Raw genomic sequence first — 17,989 nt, forward strand, 5'->3', positions numbered from 1 at the left:
CGGCACGGCGGTACGCCGGTGACGCCGGCAGCCATGCCGAGGAGACCGATCGGCACCGGCGGCCGACATGTGATGGAGGAGGCGCACCCATGACGTCCGAGGGCCCGCACCGCCCCGGCCAGGAGCCGGACGAGGTGTCACCGGGCGCCGGCGGACCGGCGCCGTACGGCGACCGCCCGGCGCAGCCGGACAACGGCTACAACGCCGCCGGCCCCGACCTGGGCTGGGCACCCCCGCCACCCGCGCGGCCGAACCCGTCCGCCCCGGCCTGGGCGACCCCGTCCGAGCAGCAGCCGAACCCCGCCTGGGGTGCCGCCGCCGCACCGCAGCCCAGCGACCCGGCACAGCCCGCGTGGGCCACCGGCGGCGCCGCGCCGGAGCAGGGGCAGCCCGCCGCATGGACTCCCCCGCAGCAGGGCTGGACGCCGCCCGAGCAGGCCGCACCCGCCTGGTCCGGCGGTGCCGCAGAGCAGCCCGACTGGGCACAGGCCCAGCCGGCCGCCCGGGGCGCCGCACAGGTGCCCCCGGCCACCGCCGCCTGGCCCGCCGCCCCGGACGACCCGTCCCGCTCCGGCGGATGGGCTGGCGGGGGGCAGGCCAACCCGCCCGCCGGTGAGTGGCACGCCGAGCCGGCGCAGCCCGCCGGCCGAGCCGGCGTACCCGGCCCGCAGGACGACCCGTCCGGGTCCGGTGGCTGGGCCGTCGGCGCTGCCGCCGCCCGGGATGACCAGCCCGTCTGGACGCCAGCCGAGCAGGCCCCGCAGACCTGGGGCCAGCCCGCCGGGCAGACCGAGCAGCCGTCCCCCGGCTGGGGGCAGGCCGAGTCGGCCGGTTCCCGTGGCGCGGCCCAGGTCCCGGCCGCCAACTGGCAGGCGCAGGAAGAGGCCCAGCAGCCCGCCGCCTGGGGTGGCGCCGAGGGCCGCCCGCAGCAGCCGGACTGGGTGCTCGCACCCCAGGACCAGCCGGCCGAGCGTCCGGAACCGGCCGCCTGGCCGCAGGCCGAGCAGGCCGGCCCCGCGGCCGCCCGCGCCAGCGTCAGCGTGCCCGGCAGCGACGCGACGCCCGGCTGGGCCGCGGCTGGGCCGGACAACCCGGTGCAGGCCAACCCAGGTGAGGTTCAGCCGTGGGCGCCGGGCGAGGTGTGGGGCCGCGCCGAGGCCGAGGCCCAGTCGCGAGGCGGCTGGGACGCCGACCGGGCCAACGAGCCGCCGGTCTACCAGCCCGCACCCGCGCCCGGCATCTCACCCGCCAACGCCGTGCCGCTGCCGCCGCAGGAGCAGCGCGTGCCGGGTGCCAGCCTCGCCGCCGCCCCGCCGGCCGACTACGCGCCGTCGACGCAGTACCCCCCGATCCCCGAGCAGCCGGCGTACTCCGAGCGGGACACCCCGGAGGCCCCCGCACCGTACGAGGCCGAGCCGGCCGGCTGGGGCCGGGCCGACGAGGCGTCGGCGAGCGCCGCCGCGGTGCCTGCTCCGCGTACCTCCCCGGAGTCGGGGGCGGGCCGCGCGGTCGTACCGGCATCGGAAGCCGAGTCGGCCGCCAGCGCGGCGAGCCGCGCCTCGGCGAGCGCCTCGGTGCCGCTGGCCAGCCGCGTGATGCCCCCGGCCGACCAGGCCATGCGGCCGACCAGCGCCGCCACGCCACAACCCCGGGTGTACGGCCGCCCGGCCCGACCCGAGTCGGACAACGAGCCGGAGCAGGCGGCCCCGGAGGCGTTCCAGGCCGACCCGGCGCCCGAGCGTTCGGGCATGCCCGACTGGCAGCAGGACGCCGGCCGCCAGGGCACGCCGGACTGGCAGCAGGACGCCGGCCGCCCGGCCACGCCGGACTGGCAGCAGGCACCGGAGCGCCCGGCCACGCCGGACTGGCAGCAGGCACCGGAGCGCCCGGCCACGCCCGACTGGCAGCAGGACGCCGGCCGCCCGGCCGCGCCCGACTGGCAGCAGGCACCGGAGCGTCAGGGCCCGCCGGACTGGCAGAACGGGCCGGATCGGCAGGGCTTCCCCGGTTGGGGCGACGATTCGCCGTCCGAGCCGCAGTTCGACGACCGGGAACGGTCGTCGGCGCCCAACGGGTTGGGCGAGCCCCCCTCGGCCGCTGCCGCGCCGCCGGCGTTCCCACCCGGTGTGCCGTCCTTCGTTGACGCGCCCGGCAACAACCGGCCGGTGAACGGCACTCGACCGCAGTCCGGCGGTGATCGCCCAGCCGACCGCTTCGGCGCACCGGCCGCCGGCGCGGCCGCGGTGAACGGAGCGCCGGGCTTCGGTGCCCCGGCCATCGAGCAGGCGCCGGGTGGTCAGTTCGGGGCCTTCCCGCCGCCTCAGCAGCCGGTGCCGTCCTGGGGCCAGGAGGCCACCGAATCGGACCAGGGCCGCTTCGACTCCTTCAAGCCGGAGGCGGACGAGCCCAAGGCGGAGCCTCCGGTGCCGAAGGTGCGCAACGGTCGGGTCCTGGCCGCGGTGTTGGTCGCCGCCGTGCTGATCCTGGCGGTGCCGCTCGGCCTGCTGATGCTGCTCGGCAAGTTCAGCGGTGGGGACGACTCACCGGCCTTCGACCCGGCGGTCGGCACCTGCGTGAAGCAGGCCGGCCAGGGCGCTTCGGCGGTGGACTGCGGCGAGGCCGGCGCGTTCACGATCGTTTCCAAGGTGGACGCCAAGGACAAGTGCGCCGACCCCGCGCAGCCCCACGTGGTGCTGCCCGGCGAGGGCACCAACCGGGTGCTCTGCCTCAAGCCGGCCACCAAGTAGGACGCATCAACGGCGGGGCCACGGGCAACCGTGGCCCCGCCGTTCTGTGCGTGGAGGCGCACGGACGGTCGGTCGGAGCGTCGGTGCTGCATCGTCGAGCCGCCCCCGGCCGCACCTTCGTTGGTGCCTGTCGAGCTGCCCCGAATATGGGGCGGATCAAGACCGGTAACCCCGCCCCAGACATGGGGCAGCTCGACAGGTGACGGGTGGCAGAGCGGCGCCCGTCCCGCGGGCCGACTCACCAGGGCCATCCGCCGCACCCGCCTCGACCGCCCAGCACCACACAGCCAGCGTGGCCCCGCGACGGCCTGTCGTCCGGGTCACGGCGGGCGGGCCCGCGAGGCGTGGCAGGCTGACAGGCATGGGAACGACAGCGCGCGTACGGGCACCCGAACTACGGGGCCGGCAGTGGCTCAACACCGGCGGCAAGGACCTGACCCTGCAGGATCTGCGCGGCAAGATCGTCCTCGCTGATTTCTGGACCTTCTGCTGCATCAACTGCCTGCACGTGCTCGACGAGCTGCGGCCGCTGGAGGAGAAGTACGGCGACGTGCTCGTCGTGATCGGCGTGCACTCGCCGAAGTTCGAGCACGAGAAGGACGCCGACGCGCTGATCGCCGCCGTCGAGCGGTACGGCGTGCACCACCCCGTACTCGATGACCCCGAGCTGGACATGTGGCAGCAGTACGCGGCCCGGGCCTGGCCGACCCTGTCGGTGATCGACCCGGAGGGTTACGTGGTGGCCACCATGGCCGGCGAGGGCCACGCCGAAGGGCTGGCCCGGCTGATCGACGAGCTGATCGCCACCCACGAGGCGAAGGGCACGCTGCACCGGGGCACCGGCCCGTACGTCCCGCCGCCCGCCCCGGAGACCGCGCTGCGCTTCCCGGGTAAGGCGGTGCTGCTGCCGGACGGCAACCTGCTGGTCTCGGACTCGGCCCGGCACTCCCTGGTCGAGGTGGCCCCGGACGGCGAGACGCCGGTTCGCCGCATCGGCTCGGGCGAGCGGGGTCGGGCCGACGGGCCGGCCGAGGCGGCGACCTTCTCGGAGCCGCAGGGCCTCTGCCTGCTGCCCACCCACGTCGCCGAGGTGGCCGGCTACGACCTGGTGGTCGCCGACACCGTCAACCACCTGCTGCGCGGCGTGCGGCTGGAGTCCGGCGAGGTGGTCACCGTGGCCGGCAGCGGCCGACAGTGGCGTGCCTCGGTCGACGACCACGCGCACGACGCGCTCTCCGTGGACCTGTCGTCCCCCTGGGACCTGGCCTGGTACGACGACAAGCTGATCATCGCGATGGCGGGCATCCACCAGCTCTGGTGGTTCGACCCGATCAAGCGGACCGCCGGCATGTACGCGGGCACCACGGTGGAGGCGCTGCGCGACGGCCCGCTGGCCGAGGCGTGGATGGCGCAGCCGTCGGGGCTGTCCGTCTCCGCCGACGGTGCCCGGCTCTGGATCGCCGACAGCGAGACCAGTGCCGTCCGGTACGTCGAGAACGGGGTGCTGGGCACCGCCGTCGGGCAGGGGCTCTTCGACTTCGGGCATGTGGACGGGCCGGCCGAGTCGGCGCTGCTCCAGCACCCGCTGGGGGTGTGCGCGCTGCCGGACGGCTCGGTGCTGATCGCGGACACCTACAACGGCGCGGTGCGCCGCTTCGACCCGGCCAGCAACCAGGTGTCCACGGTCGCGGACGGGCTGGCCGAGCCGAGCGACCTGGTGCTCACCCCGGCCGGTGAGGTGCTGGTGGTGGAGTCCGCCGCGCACCGCCTGACCCGGCTGGCGCCCGGAGCGCTGTCGGCGGCCGGTGCGAGCACCGTCGACGGCCCCCGGCACCGCACCGAGCGGAGGCCGACCGACGTGGCGGCGGGCGAGGTCACCCTGGACATCGTCTTCACGCCCGCGCCGGGGCAGAAGCTGGACGAGACGTACGGGCCGTCGACCCGTCTGGTGGTGTCCGCGTCCCCGCCGGAGCTGCTGCTGGACGGCGCCGGCACCGGCACCGAGCTGTCCCGCCGGCTGGTGCTCAACAGCGAGGCGACCGGCGGGGTGCTTCAGGTGACCGCCCAGGCGGCGACCTGCGACGCGGACGTCGAGCACGCGGCCTGCCACCTGACCCGGCAGGACTGGGGCGTCCCGGTGCGGGTGGTCGACGGGGCGGCGTCCCGGCTCCCGCTGGTCCTGCGCGGCCTGGACGCCTAGGCGGCGAACGGGGCGAGCGGGACGTCGGCGTCGATCAGGGAGGCGCGGACCAGTTCGGTGGCGGAGACCGCCCCCGGTGTGTCCCCGTGTACGCAGATCGACTCCACCGGGCAGGGAACCACTGTGCCGTCCACCGCCACGACGGTCCGTTCGGTGGCCATCCGTACCGCCCGGGTGGCCACCTCCTCCGGATCGGTGATCAGCGCGCCCGGTGCGCCGCGCGGCACCAGCGACCCGTTGGGCAGGTAGCCGCGGTCGGCGAACGCCTCGGCGACCACCGGCAGGCCCGCGCCGACGGCGAGCTGGGCGAGCACCGAGCCGGGCAGGCAGAGCACGGGCATCTCGGGGTCGTGGCCGCTGACGGCGGCGACCACCGCCGCCGCCTGGGACTCGTCGGTGGCGGCCGCGTGGTAGAGCGCGCCGTGGGGCTTGAGGTAGCGGACCCGGGTGCGAAAGAGCCGGCAGAAGGCGTCCAGCGCGCCCAACTGGTAGGTGATCTCGTCGCGCAGTTCGGCGAAGTCGTACGCGATGCGTCGCCGGCCGAAGCCGGCCAGGTCCCGGTAGCCGACCTGCGCGCCCACCGCGACGCCGCGCTTCGCCGCGCCCTCGCAGACCCGCCGCATGGTGGACGGGTCACCGCCGTGGAAGCCACAGGCCACGTTGGCGGAGGTCACCAGGTCCAGCAGCGCGTCGTCGTCACCGAGCCGCCAGATACCGAATCCTTCGCCCAGGTCAGCGTTGAGGTCCATGGAATCTGACGGTAGTACCTGGCCGGGCCTGCGCGAGCGGGGTCACGTCGGTGACCACCCCGATGACCGGGTAACCGCCGGTGGTCGGATGGTCGGCGAGGAAGATCAGGGGTTGGCCGTCCGCCGGCACCTGTACCGCCCCGAGCACGATGCCCTCGCTGGGCAGTTCGCCGGCGACCGCGCGGGGCAGGGCCGCGCCGGCGAGCCGCGCGCCGACCCGGTTGCTGACCGGGCTGACGGTGTACGCGGTGCCGAAGAGCAGGTCGAGCGCGCTCGGGGTGAACCAGTCGTCGCGGGGTCCGAGGCGCACGCTCAGGCGCAGTTCGGTCGCGGGTGCCGGGCCGACGGTCACGTCCACCGGCGCGGGTTCGGCCAGCGGCACGCCAAGCGGCAGCCGGTCGCCGTCGCGCAGCACGGGCGGGCCGAGCCCGGCGAGGGTGTCGGTGGCGCGGCTGCCGAGCACCTGCGGTACGTCGATCCCGCCGGCCACGGCGAGCCAGCTCCGTACGCCCCGACGGGCGGGGCCGACGCGCAGCACGGTCCCGGCCGGGACGGTGAGCGGGCGGCCGATGTCGCCCGGGCGGTCCCCGGCGCGGACCGCCACCTCGGCGCCGGTGATCGCCACGGTCGTGGCGTGGGTCAGCCGCAGTGTGCAGCCGGTCAGGGTGATCTCCAGGCCGGCGGCCTGTTCGGCGTTGCCGACCAGCCGGTTGGCGAGCCGCAGGGCGGTCGGGTCGAGAGCGCCGGAGTGGGGTACGCCGAGGTGCGCCCAGCCGGGCCGACCCAGATCCTGGACGGTGGTGAGCGCGCCCGCGCGGAGCACCTCGATCGCTGCGGGCCGGGTCACATCGCCACCATCCGGACGCGGGTGCCGGGGCCGAGCCGGGCGGGCGGGTCGACGTCGACGTCGAAGAGGGGCAGGTCGGTCCGGCCGACCAGCAGCCAGCCGCCGGGGGATGCGCTGGGGTAGATGCCGGCGTACGGGCCGGCCAGCGCGACCGAGCCGGCCGGCACCCGGGGGCGGGGAGTGGGCAACCGGGGCAGCGCCAGGTCGGTGGGGAGCCCGGTCAGGTAGGGGAATCCGGGAGCGAACCCGCAGAACGCGACCCGGAACCGGGTGCCGGTCAGGCGGCGCAGGACGGCCGGCACGTCGACGCCCCAGTGGTCGGCGACGACCGGCAGGTCCGGCCCGTCGAACTCGACAGGCACGACGACCTCCGCGCCGGAGCCGCCGGCGCCCGCCGCGATGCCGTGACGCTCAGTGGCGGCGGCGGCGACCGCTGGCGTCCAGCGGGACAGCAGGTCGGCGGTGGCGGTGGGGTCGGGCAGGCCGTCGAGCAGGACGGTGCGGGCCCCCGGCACGATCTCGACCGCGCTCAGGTCACCCTGCTCGCGGCGGCGCCACAGCTCGGCCCGCCACGCTTCGACCAGGGCCGCCTCGGGAATGTCGGCCGGGGCGGTGCAGTCGAGCAGCAGAGCGTGGGCACCGGCGGGTCGGATCCGCATCCGCTCATCCTCGCCGACGCCGTGCCGGCACGGTGTCCACGGTGACGGTGCTCGGAGTCACCGGCCTGACTACTTGAAAGTAACCTACGGTGCCGTAACCTGATGTCGTGACCACCTCCGCCCCGCTTCGTCTGAAGCCGGTCGACATCGGCAAGCCCCGGATGCGCGGCTGGCTGCATACGTACGCCTTCTTCGTCGCCGTGGTCGGCGGCATCGTGCTCTGCTCGATCGCCGCCACCCGACCGGGCTGGGCACCCCTGGTGAGCTGCGTCATCTACAGCCTGACGGTCTGCGGGCTGTTCGGCACGAGCGCCCTGTACCACCGTCGTGTGTGGTCCGAGCGCGGCTACCAGGTGATGCGCCGGATGGACCACTGCATGATCTTCGTGTTCATCGCCGGCACGTACACCCCGCTCTGCGTCATGCTCCTCTCGACCGGGCAGGCCACTTTGATGCTGGCCCTGGTCTGGGGTGGCGCACTGGCCGGTGTGGCGCTCAAGGTGATCTGGCCACACGCGCCGCGCTGGGTCTCCGCGCCGCTCTACCTGGCGCTGGGCTGGGTGGCGGTGGCCATGCTGCCGCAGATCCTGCACGGCGGCGGAGTCGCGGCGCTGGTGCTGCTGATCGTCGGTGGGGCCATCTACAGCGTCGGCGCGGTCTTCTACGCGCTGCGCCGCCCCAACCCGTGGCCCACCGTCTTCGGCCACCACGAGTTCTTCCACGCCTGCACCCTGCTGGCGGCGCTGTGCCACCACATCGCGATCTACTTCGCGCTGTTCGCCTGAGGCAGACCCCCCACAGAGCACCGCTGTTCGCCTCAGGCCGACGCCCACAGACGCGAGCCGGGGCCCCGCCACGCTGCGGGACCCCGGAGTGTGCGGGCGAGGGATCAGACGGGGCGACCCGGCCGACGCACCTCGCGGTACTCCTGCACGACCTGGTCGTTCTGGACGGGAACGACCCGGTCGGCCACCACGCGCTCTTCGCGGACCGGGGCGGCGACCACCGTGCGACGGCGGCTGTTCCAGAAGTAGAGGGTGGCGAGCAGGCCGGCGACACCGGCGAGCATCAACACCCAGCCGACGACGGCCAGGTTCAGCCAACCCAGGTCGGCCTCCACGGCGAACGCGAAGATCGCGCCCAGCGCGATCAGGAAGATGCTGCCACCAATGCCCATGTCTCGCTCCTCGGCTCTTACCAGGCGTACGGTCCGCCGCGGCCGTTGATAGGGGTGCGGCATCCCTGGACTTACCCCGGCAGGAAGATCGCCAATCGGGCAAGCTGGTGGTATGACGGACAGCCATGCCGACACGCGGACACTGGTGTTGCTCCGGCACGCCAAGGCCGAGCAGGGCAGCGAGGGCACTGACGACGCCGAGCGCCCGCTCAGCGCCCGCGGGGAGGCCGACGCGGCGGCGGCCGGCGCGTGGCTGGCCCACCACGATCTGCTGCCCGACGTTGTGATCTGCTCGACGGCCCGGCGCACCCGCCAGACCTGGCACGGGGTGGCGATGGGGATGGCCGGTTCGCCGCCGGAGGGTGGGCCGACCGGTCCCCGCCCGACCGTCCGCTACGAGCCCGGCGCGTACGACGCCCACCCCGAGGAGCTGTTGTCGCTGGTCCGTACCGCCGATTCGGCGGCTCGGGTCGTGCTGCTGATCGCCCACAATCCGGGTGTCTCGCTGCTGTCCGCGTTTCTCGACCCGGAGACTGCGGACGAGGAGGGGCTACGGACCGCCGAGCTGGCGGTGCACCGCAGCGTGTCCGCGTGGACTGAGTGGGGCAGAGGCGGGGCGCCGGTCGCGCAGCGGTACACCGCACGCGGCTGAGCCACCCGCCGCGCGTGACGGGTGGCTCAGGCGTACGTCCTCAGGCGTGCGTGGGTCAGGACGGCGGCGCGGTCGGCGGCGGGGGGTCCGGCGGCGGTGGCATCATCGCCGTCGGATGGGACAGCCGGTTCTCCTCCACGATGAGGGTCCGGGCCCGCTTGCGCCGGTCCTGCCAGAACCAGAGCGTGGTCAGCAGCACGGCCAGCCCGGCCAGGATGAACACCCAGCCGACCGCGCGCAGGTCTATCCACCAGACGTTGGCCCTGATCGCGAAGGTCATGATCGCGCCGAGCGCGATGAGAAAGATGCCGCTTCCTACACCCATGTGCGCTGCACTCCCCCGTGCGGTGGCTCTGGGCGTTCCCTTTCGTGGTCACGGCGGGTTACCCGCCACGGCACCGGCATACCCGACCGGGCTCAGCCAATGTCCCGGACGTGAAGCCGACGACGGCCGGCGGGGCGATTGCCCCACCGGCCGTCGGTGTCGGCGCCGGGTGGTGCGACCCAGAACCGCTCACGCGTGCCGTGGCACGGTCAGAAGGCCTCCTCCGGGAGGTCCATGATGTCGAGGTCGGTGCCCTCGATGATCCGCCGGTCGGCGCCGATGCGCGGCAGCACCTCACGGGCGAAGAATCGGGCGGCGGCCACCTTGCCGGTGTAGAACGCCTTGTCGGCGGCGGAGACCTCGCCGGCCAGCGCCTTGAGCGCGACGTCGGCCTGCTTCTGCAGCAGCCAGCCGACGACCAGGTCGCCGATGGCCAGCAGGAACCGCCGGCTGCTCAGGCCGACCTTGTAGAGCGCGCGGGTGTCGCCACCCTGTGCCTCGCCCAGCCAGCCGGTCATCGCGCCGAGGATGTTCTGGATCTCGGCGAGCGCCTTGCCGAGCGCCTGCCGCTCCTCCTTGAGCTGGCCGTTGCCCGCCTCGGAGGAGATGAACTCCTGGATCTCGGCGGCGACAGCCATCAGCGCCTTGCCGTTGTCCCGGACGATCTTGCGGAAGATCAGGTCCAGACTCTGGATGGCAGTGGTGCCCTCGTACAGCGTGTCGATCTTGGCGTCCCGGACGTACTGCTCCAGCGGGTAGTCCTGCAGGAAGCCGGAGCCGCCGAAGGTCTGCAGGGCCTCGTGGCCGAGCATCTCGTAGGCCCGCTCCGACCCGACGCCCTTGACCAGCGGCAGCAGCAGGTCGTTGACCCGCTTGGCCAGCTTGGTGGCCTTCTCGTCGCCGGCCGCCTCGGCGATGGCGACCTTGTCCTGCCAGGTGGCGGTGTAGAGGACCAGGGCACGAAGACCCTCGGCGTACGACTTCTGCAGCAGCAGCGATCGGCGGACGTCCGGGTGGTGGGTGATGGTGACCCGCGGGGCGGTCTTGTCCGCCTGCTGGACCAGGTCGGCGCCCTGCACTCGGCTCTTCGCGTACTCCAGGGCGTTGAGGTAGCCGGTGGAGAGGGTGGCGATGGCCTTGGTGCCGACAAGCATCCGGGCGTACTCGATGATCATGAACATCTGCCGAATGCCGTCGTGCTTGTCGCCGAGCAGCCAGCCCTTGGCCGGTACGCCGTGCTCACCGAAGGTCAGCTCGCAGGTGTTGGAGACCTTCAGGCCCATCTTGTGCTCGACGTTCGTGGTGTAGACGCCGTTGCGCTCACCCAGCTCGCCGGTGGTCTCGTCGAAGTGGAACTTGGGCACCACGAAGAGGGACAGGCCCTTGGTGCCGGGGCCACCGACGCCCTCCACGCCGACCGGGCGGGCCAGCACGTAGTGCACGATGTTGTCGGTCAGGTCGTGCTCGCCCGAGGTGATGAAGCGCTTCACGCCCTCGATGTGCCAGGAACCGTCGGGCTGCTGCGTCGCACGGGCCCGACCGGCGCCGACGTCCGAGCCGGCGTCCGGCTCGGTGAGCACCATGGTCGAGCCCCACTGCTTGTCGATGAAGAGCTTGGCCCACTTCTTCTGCCGCTCGGTGCCCTCGACGTGCAGCACGTGCGCGAAGGACGGACCGGAGGCGTACATCCAGATCGGAGCGTTGGAGCCCAGCACCAGCTCGGCGAGTGCCCACCAGAGCGCGCGGGGCGCGTTGGTGCCACCCAGCGCGGGCGGCAGGTCCAGGCGCCAGAACTCGGAGTCCATGAACGCCTGGTACGACTTCTTGAACGACGCCGGCAGCGGCGCGGTGTGCGTGGCCGGGTCGAAGACCGGCGGGTTGCGGTCGCTGTCCGTGTAGCTGGCGGCCAGGTCCTCGCGGGCGAGGCGGTCAAGCTCGGCGAGGAAACTGCGGGCGGTGTCGGCGTCGAGTTCCGAATAGGGCTCCTGGCCGAACGCCCGGTCCGCCCCGAAGACCTCGAACAGGTTGAACTCGAGGTCCCGCAGGTTGCTCTTGTAGTGGGTCATGCTCGCTGGCCCCGCTTCCGGACAGGTGTTACCGATCAGTAACCCCAACTGTATTACTCGCGGGTAGGCAGCGACAAGCCGATCACGTAAGTGACGGCGATTACACAGTTGCGCGCCGGAAGCCCCGCTCAGCTCTCGGCGGCGCCGACTTCCCAGCTCGGAACCGCCGACGTCGCGCCCGTACGGGCACCGACGTACTCCATCAGGACCAGGGCGATGTCGTCGTCCAGGTGCCCGTGCACCCACTCGACGAGGGCCGTCTCCAGCGACGCGAGCCCGTCGGCGACCGTGCCGTGCCCCAGCAACCGCCACGCCCGGTCGGCGGTGGGGAAGAACTCACCGTCCCGCCGGGCCTCGCCGAGACCGTCGGTGAACAGGAGCAGGCGGTCGCCGGGCTCCAGGCGTTCCACGCGGGGGCGCACCACCGGCATGAACCCGAGGGGCGGCGCCGGCGCCGGCGGCTCCAGCGGGATGACCGCGCCCCGGCGCAGCAGCAACGGCGACGGGTGCCCGCAGTTGACGATCGTGAGCGTCCCGCCCCGCTCCTCGACCAGCGCGGCGGTCACGAAGTCCTCGTCGCCGACGTTGCGGGCCACCGCGCGGTCCAGGTCCGCCACGACGGCCCGCAGGTCGGCCCGCTCGTAGGCCACGTGCCGGTACGAGCCGAGGACGATGCTGGCCAGCCGAACCGCATCCAGGCCCTTGCCGCGGACGTCACCAATGATCATGCGGACGCCGTACGGGGTGTCGATCGCCTCGTACAGGTCGCCGCCGATCTCGGCCGTGGCGGTGGAGGAGATGTAGCGACCGGCCACCGAGAGCATGCCGACCTGCGGTCCGAGCGGGCGCAGCACCGCCTGCTGGGCCACCGAGGCCAGCTTGGTCAGCTCGGCGATCTGCTCCGCCTGCCGCTGGCGGATCGAGGCCACCGCCACGGCCAGCGCGCTCGCGACCGCGACGCCGAGCACGTTGACCGAGGTCACCAGCATCATCCTCGGGTCCACCAGGGCGAAGCCCACCCCGATCAGAGTCGCCGCGGCACCCACGCCCAGCACCACCCGCCAGGCCGCCAGGGCGGCGGCCAGGATCGGAGCCGCCGCCAGAAGGGCGACGTAGTGCACCCGACGCCCGTCGGCCAGCTCGAGCCCCGAGACGATCGCGAGCAGGGCGAGGGCCGCGCCGAGGCCGGCGCGGGATCCGGGGCTCAGCGGGCTACGGCCCGACTGGAGGAGTCGCGTGGGTACGAGGGACAGCATGCCTGATGGACGTGAACCGGTGAATGAACCTGGCCCGTCGTCTGAGGATGTTCTGTCCGGCCGGCCCAGGCTCGCAGCCGGATCGGTACTCCCGCCTGCGATCAGCCCAGGACCTCGTAGCGGACGGTGAGCGCGCCCACGTCGGTCGAGGCGATTGTCGCGAACGCGGCGCGGGACAGGTCCAGGCAGCGACCGTCGATGAACGGGCCACGGTCGTTGATCCGCACGACCACCGACTTGCCGCTGCTCGGGTTGGTCACCCGGACCTTGGTGTTGAACGGCAGCGTCTTGTGCGCCGCGGTCAACTCGTTCGGGTTGAACGACTCGCCGTTGGCGGTCAGCTGCCCGTCGGAGTAGAAGGAGGCGCCACACGAGCCGCTCTCCAGCACCTTCGCCGCCGCCGTGGTCTTCTTCGCCGTCGGGCGCGGCTTCGGCGACTCGGTGCGGGCCTTACCCCGGGAGGCGGCCTGCGGCGACCGGCTGGCGGACGGGCTCGCCGTCACGCTCGGCGAGGCGCTGGCGCTGGCGCTCGGCGACGCGGTCGGGGTGCTGGGGGCGAGGCTGGCGGGGGCGGTGGTCGGGGTGAGGTCGAGAGTCGTCTGACCCGACTGCCCGGAACCCGAGGTCAGCTGGACGGCACCGACGGTGCCACCGACGGCGAGGGCGACGCCGACCGCCGCGGTGGCCGCGATGCCCGCCGGAGAGGAGAAGATGCGGGTACGGGAGTGCCTGCCTGCCACCGGCCCGGTCCTTTCGTCGACTGAACAAACCGGGTCGGACCGTAACGAGAGAAGCACTTCCGAAGTCAACGTGATCATGGTGGTATGCCGGTATTTGCCCTGGTACGTATAGCCGATCATCCGAGCCGGGGTGGGTCGACCGGCCCAGATGCGGACGCACCGCCCGGCCGTGCCGCACGATGGACGGATGCCCGCCGATCTGACCGCCCGCCTGGCCGCCCTGTTCCGCTGGATCGACCCCGGCCCGGGCGCCAGCCACCTGGTCAGCGACATCTCCGGCTGGTGGCGCGACCCCACAGTGCTGGCCGAGCTGGGACCGGCACTGGTGGCGCCGTACCGGGCCGCTCGGCCGACCGTGGTGCTCGCCCCGGCGGTCACCGGCCTGCTGCTCGGGCCACTGGCCGCCACCGCCCTCGGGGTCGGCTTCGTGGCCGCGCACAAGCCCGGCGACGGGAGGTTGCCGGCCGGCCCGCTCACCTGGGCGCAGAGCCCGCCGGACTACCGGGGCCGGCGCGTCGACCTGGCCGTCCGGGACCGGCACCTCGGCGCCGGCGACCGCGTTCTGGTGGTGGACGACTGGGTACGCACGGGCGCCCAGCTCCACGCCCTCTACGACATCTGCGCCAAGCGCGGCGCGCAGGTGCTCGGCACCGCGGTGGTGGCCGTCGACTGCCCGCCCGAGACCGCCACCGCACTGCGGATCACCGGCCTGATCGCCGCCACGGATCTGCCGGGTTGACCTGAAGTCCACTTCACCTTCGACGATCGACGCATGAGCGACGGAATTCTCGACGAGGCGTACGAGCGGCTGCACCGCACCGGACCCGAATACGAGGGCTGGCTCTCCAACCACGGCCCGATGGCAGTCGAGGCGCTGGCCCGGCACGGGCAAGGGCAACGGGTGCACCGCTGGCTGGACGACTACCTCACCCGGCTCGACGAGCTGCCCCGCGGCCTGCGCCCGATCGACGACTGGCGGGCGGCGCTGGGCGACGCGAAGCGGGCCGGTGACTGGCTGGCGTACTTCGACCGGCACCTGCGCGAGCGGCCGTGGCGGGACGTGCTCGGCACCTGGTGGCCCCGACTGCTGCCGGGCATCGCCGCCGGCGCCACGCACGGGGTGATCCGGGTCGGGCACGCCGTACGCGCCCTGCACCTGCACGACGCGAACCCGCAGCGGCTCACCGAACTGGGTCAGGCCCTCGGCTACTGGGCGGCCCGCTGGCAGCCGGTGCCCGGCGCCGACCGGCTGCTCGCCTCGGTCCCGTCGACCACCCCCGAGGCCCACCCGGACACCGCGGGACCGGACGTGGCCGCCGCGCTGGCCGGGGTGCCCCGGATCGACGACCAGACCGGGGGCATCCGGGATCGGCTGGGTCGGCTGGTGGGCGTACCCCGATGGGAACCGGCGCTCGCGGCGCTGCGCCCCGCGCGGACGCCGGCCGAGGCGGAGCGCGGGCTCGTCTCGCTCGTGCACCGCGCCGGCCTCGACTACCTGCGCTTCGCTCACGCGGAGCCGGTCATGCTGGTGCACGCGGTCACCGCGCCGACCGCCGTCCTGCGCACCCTGCCGGTACTGGACCGCGCGCTGTGGGCACCGAGCCTCGCCGCGGCCTGGGCCGCGACGGCGGCCGTGACCTCGGTGTACGCCCCGACCGCCGCGATCGCCCCGCCGTCGGTGACCGCCGCGACCCCGGCGGAGGTCTTCGCCCGTGCCGCCCGACACGGCGACGCGCATGTGGTCAAGCTCGCCGACGCGGTCCTCGACGCGCACGCGGCCAGCGGTGACCAGCGGCTGCTCGACGCCGCGGGCTACGCCGGGCAGCTGATCTGAGCGGCGCCGGACGAATTGCGGCGACGGCGCCGGCCGCGCTGGCCTAGCCTCGGCAGGATGTGGCCTCGGATCGGTGATCTGCGCACGCTCGCCCTCGGCACCCCCGGCGAGCTGCGGGCGACCCTGAACACCCTGGTGCTGGCCGGCGTGAAGACCGCGACGGCCGGCCGGCTCGCCGAGTACGCCGAGGAGGGCGAGGAGTTGGAGCAGGTCGGCGAACGGCTCGCGCTCGTCGACGACAACGATGCGCTGGCCGGCGTCGTCGAGATCACCGGGGTCGAGGTGGTGCGCTTCGGCGACGTGCCCTGGGAGTTCGCCCGCGCCGAGGGCGAGGGTGACCGCTCGATCGAGGAGTGGCGGGCCGGGCACTCGGCCTACTGGGCGCGGCTCGGCACCCCCGTCGACGACGACACCCCGATCGTCTGCCTACGCCTGCGCCTGGTCTCCGGCGGCGAGGGCGGCGTGGCCACCGGAGACCTCGGCACCTGAGCCGGCGCTATCCGCGCAGCTCGGGCAGGAGTCGGGTCGCCACGTCGGCCAGGACGGCCTCGTCGCCCGCGTACCAACTGCTCTCGCGTGGCCAGTGCGTCACCACGTCGGTGAAGCCCAACTCGGCGGCCCGGCCGACCTGATCGGCGAAGAACTGCGCACTGCTGAGCGAGAACACCGGGGCCGCGTCCATCGACAGGTAGCGGTCCAGCGTCGCGGGGTCGCGGCCGGCCTCGTCCAGCGTCCGGTCCATCCGGGCCGACAGCGCCGACACCGTGCCCCACCAGCCCTCCACATCGTCGGCCTCGGTGCCGGTGGTCACCCAACCCTGACCGAACCGGGCCACCAGCCGCATCGACCGTGGACCGTTCGCGGCCACCACGAACGGCACGCGGGGCTGCTGCACGCAGCCGGGGTTGTTGCGGGCGTCCACCGCGGAGAACCAGTCCCCACGCCAGGTGGTGCCGTCCTCCCGCAGGATCAGGTCGAGCAGTTCAGTGAACTCGGCGAACCTGTCGACGCGCTGGCGCGGCGGCAGCGTCTCGCCGCCCAGCACCGCCGAGTCGAAGCCGATGCCACCCGCGCCCAGGCCGAGCAGCAGCCGGCCACCCGAGACGTCGTCCACAGTGGTGATCTGCCGGGCGAAGGCGGCCGGGTGCCGGAAGTTCGGCGACGCCACGAGCGTGCCCAGCCGGATCCGGGACGTCACCGTGGCGGCGGCGGTCAGCGTCGTCATCGAGTCGAACCACGGACCGTCGACCAGGTCCCGCCAGCCCAGGTGGTCGTACGTCCAGGCGTGGTCGAAGCCCCACTCGTCGGCCTGCCGCCAGCGACGCTGCGACTGGACCCAACGCTGGTCCGGGAGGATCACGATGCCAATCCGCATGATCGCCAGCCTAGCCGCGTCCGATACACCTGCCTTAGCATCCCGGTGATGCGAAGGACGCCGACGGTGGTGCGACAGGCGACCCGGTCCGACGTGCCCGCGCTGGTGGAGTTGCGCCGAGCCAACGCCGAGGCGCACCTCGCGCTGGACCCCGACGTCTACCGGCTGCCGCAGCGCGAGGCGGTCGTCAGCCACTTCACCACAGTGCTGGGCGACCGGGCCGGCGGGGACGCCATCCTCGTCGCGGAACACGACGGACAGATCGTCGGGATGGTCGAGGTGCTGCGCCTTCCCGAGCCGCCCGCACACCAGATCCTGCGCCCGCAACCGTCGGCGCAGATCCACACGGTGGTGTCGAGCGCCGCCCGGGGACTCGGGATCGGCTCGGCGCTGCTCGACGCGGCGGCCCGGTGGGCGACCGAGAACGGAATCACGAGCCTGTCGGCAGGCATCCACCACCGCAACGACGGCGCGGTGCGCTTCTACAGTCGCCACGGCTACGCGCCCTCAGGCACCCTACTCAACAAGCCCTTGTGTGTCCCAGGTCACAGTCCTGCACGGTAGGGGCGTCCTGATCGGCTCCGACCTCGTTGCGAGCAGGCACCCGACGGGCGCCGCCCGAGGAGAGGGACGAAGCGACATGACGAAGGTGACCGCACAACTGTCGGTGTCGGTGGACGGCTTCTACGCCGGCCCGCTGTTCGACGGCGACGGCGACTGGATCGACTCGGCCGAGAGCGCAGCCTTCTTCCGGGTCACCCGCTGGGCGACCGAGGCGATGGCGTGGCGCGAGCGGCTGGGCTTCGCCGGCGGCGAGCAGGACGCCAACTCCGACGTGATGGCCGAGACGTTCGACGCGGCCGGCGCGTACGTCATGGGCCGGCGGATGGCCGACGGCGGTGAGGTGCCCTGGGGCGAGGAGCCGCCGTTCCGCGCGCCGGTCTTCGTCGTCACGCACCGACCCCGCGAGACCCTGCTGCGCGGTGGCGGCACCAGCTTCACCTACGTCACCGACGGCGTGGCCAGCGCCGTCGAACAGGCCCGCGCAGCGGCCGGCGGCAAGAACGTCGCAGTGGCCGGAGGCGGCAGCCTGGTGCGGCAGGTACTCAAGGCCGGCCTGCTCGACGAGTTGGAACTGCACGTCGTACCGGTGGTGCTCGGCACCGGCCTGCGGCTGTTCGACGCGGACCTCGACCTCGCCGACAAGGAGGCCATCGAACTGACGCCCACCCGGGTCATCCCCACCCCGCAGGTCACCCACATCCGGTACGAGGTGAGCGGTCGCGCCCCGCTCGTGCTCGACGACCGGGGCCGCGGCGGCGGCCCGACGGCGACCGCGAATTGACCCGCGCCTTCATCAGC

18 protein-coding genes are annotated in these 17,989 nt (G+C 73.6%); 9 read left to right on the forward strand and 9 right to left on the reverse strand.

Annotation, left to right across the window (positions count from 1 at the left end):
• Positions 1-89 precede the first annotated feature (89 nt).
• Positions 90-2,747 (forward strand): hypothetical protein, encoded by a 2,658-nt coding sequence (locus AB0B97_RS07775; RefSeq protein ID WP_357491520.1) that lies wholly within the window; start codon positions 90-92, stop codon positions 2,745-2,747.
• A 361-nt stretch (positions 2,748-3,108) separates the two neighbouring features.
• Positions 3,109-4,947, forward strand: coding sequence for an NHL domain-containing thioredoxin family protein (locus AB0B97_RS07780; RefSeq protein WP_357491522.1), 1,839 nt, complete (start codon positions 3,109-3,111; stop codon positions 4,945-4,947).
• On the opposite strand, the gene AB0B97_RS07785 is transcribed toward AB0B97_RS07780, so the two are convergent.
• The 3 genes from AB0B97_RS07785 to AB0B97_RS07795 are packed head-to-tail and all read right to left on the reverse strand — an operon-like array spanning position 4,944 to position 7,202.
• Entirely contained in the window at positions 4,944-5,696 is a 753-nt protein-coding gene (locus AB0B97_RS07785; RefSeq protein ID WP_234588971.1) for a 5-oxoprolinase subunit PxpA, read from the reverse strand. The two genes, AB0B97_RS07780 and AB0B97_RS07785, sit on opposite strands and share 4 nt — an antisense overlap.
• Positions 5,680-6,543, reverse strand: a complete 864-nt coding sequence (locus AB0B97_RS07790) for a biotin-dependent carboxyltransferase family protein (RefSeq protein ID WP_357491524.1) — start codon at positions 6,541-6,543, stop codon at positions 5,680-5,682. The genes AB0B97_RS07785 and AB0B97_RS07790 overlap by 17 nt, the downstream gene beginning before the upstream one ends.
• The gene (locus tag AB0B97_RS07795) at positions 6,540-7,202 is read right to left on the reverse strand and encodes an allophanate hydrolase subunit 1 (RefSeq protein WP_357491526.1); all 663 of its coding nucleotides are present in this window, start codon (positions 7,200-7,202) and stop codon (positions 6,540-6,542) included. The genes AB0B97_RS07790 and AB0B97_RS07795 overlap by 4 nt, the downstream gene beginning before the upstream one ends.
• A gap of 107 nt (positions 7,203-7,309) precedes the next feature.
• On the opposite strand from AB0B97_RS07795, the gene AB0B97_RS07800 reads away from it, so the two are divergent.
• A complete protein-coding gene (locus tag AB0B97_RS07800; protein ID WP_357491528.1) occupies positions 7,310-7,987 on the forward strand; it encodes a hemolysin III family protein in 678 nt (225 codons plus the stop codon).
• 104 nt (positions 7,988-8,091) lie between these two features.
• Here the strand turns inward: AB0B97_RS07800 and AB0B97_RS07805 are convergent, their stop codons facing one another.
• Complete coding sequence (locus AB0B97_RS07805; RefSeq protein WP_357491530.1) at positions 8,092-8,379, reverse strand: DUF6458 family protein; 288 nt, start codon at positions 8,377-8,379, stop codon at positions 8,092-8,094.
• A gap of 112 nt (positions 8,380-8,491) precedes the next feature.
• Between AB0B97_RS07805 and AB0B97_RS07810 the strand changes: the two genes are divergently transcribed.
• Positions 8,492-9,031, forward strand: coding sequence for a histidine phosphatase family protein (locus AB0B97_RS07810; RefSeq protein ID WP_357491532.1), 540 nt, complete (start codon positions 8,492-8,494; stop codon positions 9,029-9,031).
• Positions 9,032-9,086: 55 nt separating this feature from the next.
• Here AB0B97_RS07810 and AB0B97_RS07815 read toward each other — a convergent pair whose 3' ends face one another.
• The 4 genes from AB0B97_RS07815 to AB0B97_RS07830 form a co-directional block, all read right to left on the reverse strand.
• Positions 9,087-9,356, reverse strand: coding sequence for a DUF6458 family protein (locus AB0B97_RS07815; protein ID WP_007454197.1), 270 nt, complete (start codon positions 9,354-9,356; stop codon positions 9,087-9,089).
• A 209-nt stretch (positions 9,357-9,565) separates the two neighbouring features.
• A complete protein-coding gene (locus AB0B97_RS07820; protein WP_357491535.1) occupies positions 9,566-11,422 on the reverse strand; it encodes an acyl-CoA dehydrogenase in 1,857 nt (618 codons plus the stop codon).
• Between the two features lie 128 nt (positions 11,423-11,550).
• Positions 11,551-12,678, reverse strand: coding sequence for a PP2C family protein-serine/threonine phosphatase (locus tag AB0B97_RS07825; protein WP_234588960.1), 1,128 nt, complete (start codon positions 12,676-12,678; stop codon positions 11,551-11,553).
• 101 nt (positions 12,679-12,779) lie between these two features.
• Complete coding sequence (locus AB0B97_RS07830) at positions 12,780-13,418, reverse strand: septal ring lytic transglycosylase RlpA family protein (RefSeq protein ID WP_357491537.1); 639 nt, start codon at positions 13,416-13,418, stop codon at positions 12,780-12,782.
• A 187-nt stretch (positions 13,419-13,605) separates the two neighbouring features.
• Between AB0B97_RS07830 and AB0B97_RS07835 the strand changes: the two genes are divergently transcribed.
• Genes AB0B97_RS07835 through AB0B97_RS07845 form a run of 3 tightly spaced genes read left to right on the forward strand, consistent with a single transcriptional unit; the run spans position 13,606 to position 15,741 of the window.
• Positions 13,606-14,157, forward strand: coding sequence for a phosphoribosyltransferase family protein (locus tag AB0B97_RS07835; protein WP_357491539.1), 552 nt, complete (start codon positions 13,606-13,608; stop codon positions 14,155-14,157).
• Between the two features lie 33 nt (positions 14,158-14,190).
• Positions 14,191-15,252, forward strand: a complete 1,062-nt coding sequence (locus AB0B97_RS07840) for a hypothetical protein (RefSeq protein WP_357491541.1) — start codon at positions 14,191-14,193, stop codon at positions 15,250-15,252.
• A 57-nt stretch (positions 15,253-15,309) separates the two neighbouring features.
• A complete protein-coding gene (locus AB0B97_RS07845) occupies positions 15,310-15,741 on the forward strand; it encodes an ASCH domain-containing protein (protein WP_357491543.1) in 432 nt (143 codons plus the stop codon).
• 7 nt (positions 15,742-15,748) lie between these two features.
• On the opposite strand, the gene AB0B97_RS07850 is transcribed toward AB0B97_RS07845, so the two are convergent.
• The gene (locus tag AB0B97_RS07850; RefSeq protein ID WP_357491545.1) at positions 15,749-16,627 is read right to left on the reverse strand and encodes an LLM class flavin-dependent oxidoreductase; all 879 of its coding nucleotides are present in this window, start codon (positions 16,625-16,627) and stop codon (positions 15,749-15,751) included.
• Positions 16,628-16,675: 48 nt separating this feature from the next.
• Here AB0B97_RS07850 and AB0B97_RS07855 point away from each other — a divergent pair, with 48 nt between their 5' ends.
• Both AB0B97_RS07855 and AB0B97_RS07860 read left to right on the forward strand, forming a co-directional pair.
• A complete protein-coding gene (locus AB0B97_RS07855; protein WP_357491547.1) occupies positions 16,676-17,191 on the forward strand; it encodes a GNAT family N-acetyltransferase in 516 nt (171 codons plus the stop codon).
• Positions 17,192-17,267: 76 nt separating this feature from the next.
• Positions 17,268-17,972 carry a dihydrofolate reductase family protein gene (locus AB0B97_RS07860; protein ID WP_234588945.1) on the forward strand — a complete coding sequence of 235 codons (705 nt, stop codon included), beginning with the start codon at positions 17,268-17,270 and terminating at the stop codon, positions 17,970-17,972.
• Positions 17,973-17,989: the final 17 nt, after the last annotated feature.

The organism is Micromonospora sp. NPDC049004 (genome assembly GCF_040649315.1).
In the GTDB taxonomy this organism is placed as follows: Bacteria; Actinomycetota; Actinomycetes; order Mycobacteriales; family Micromonosporaceae; genus Micromonospora.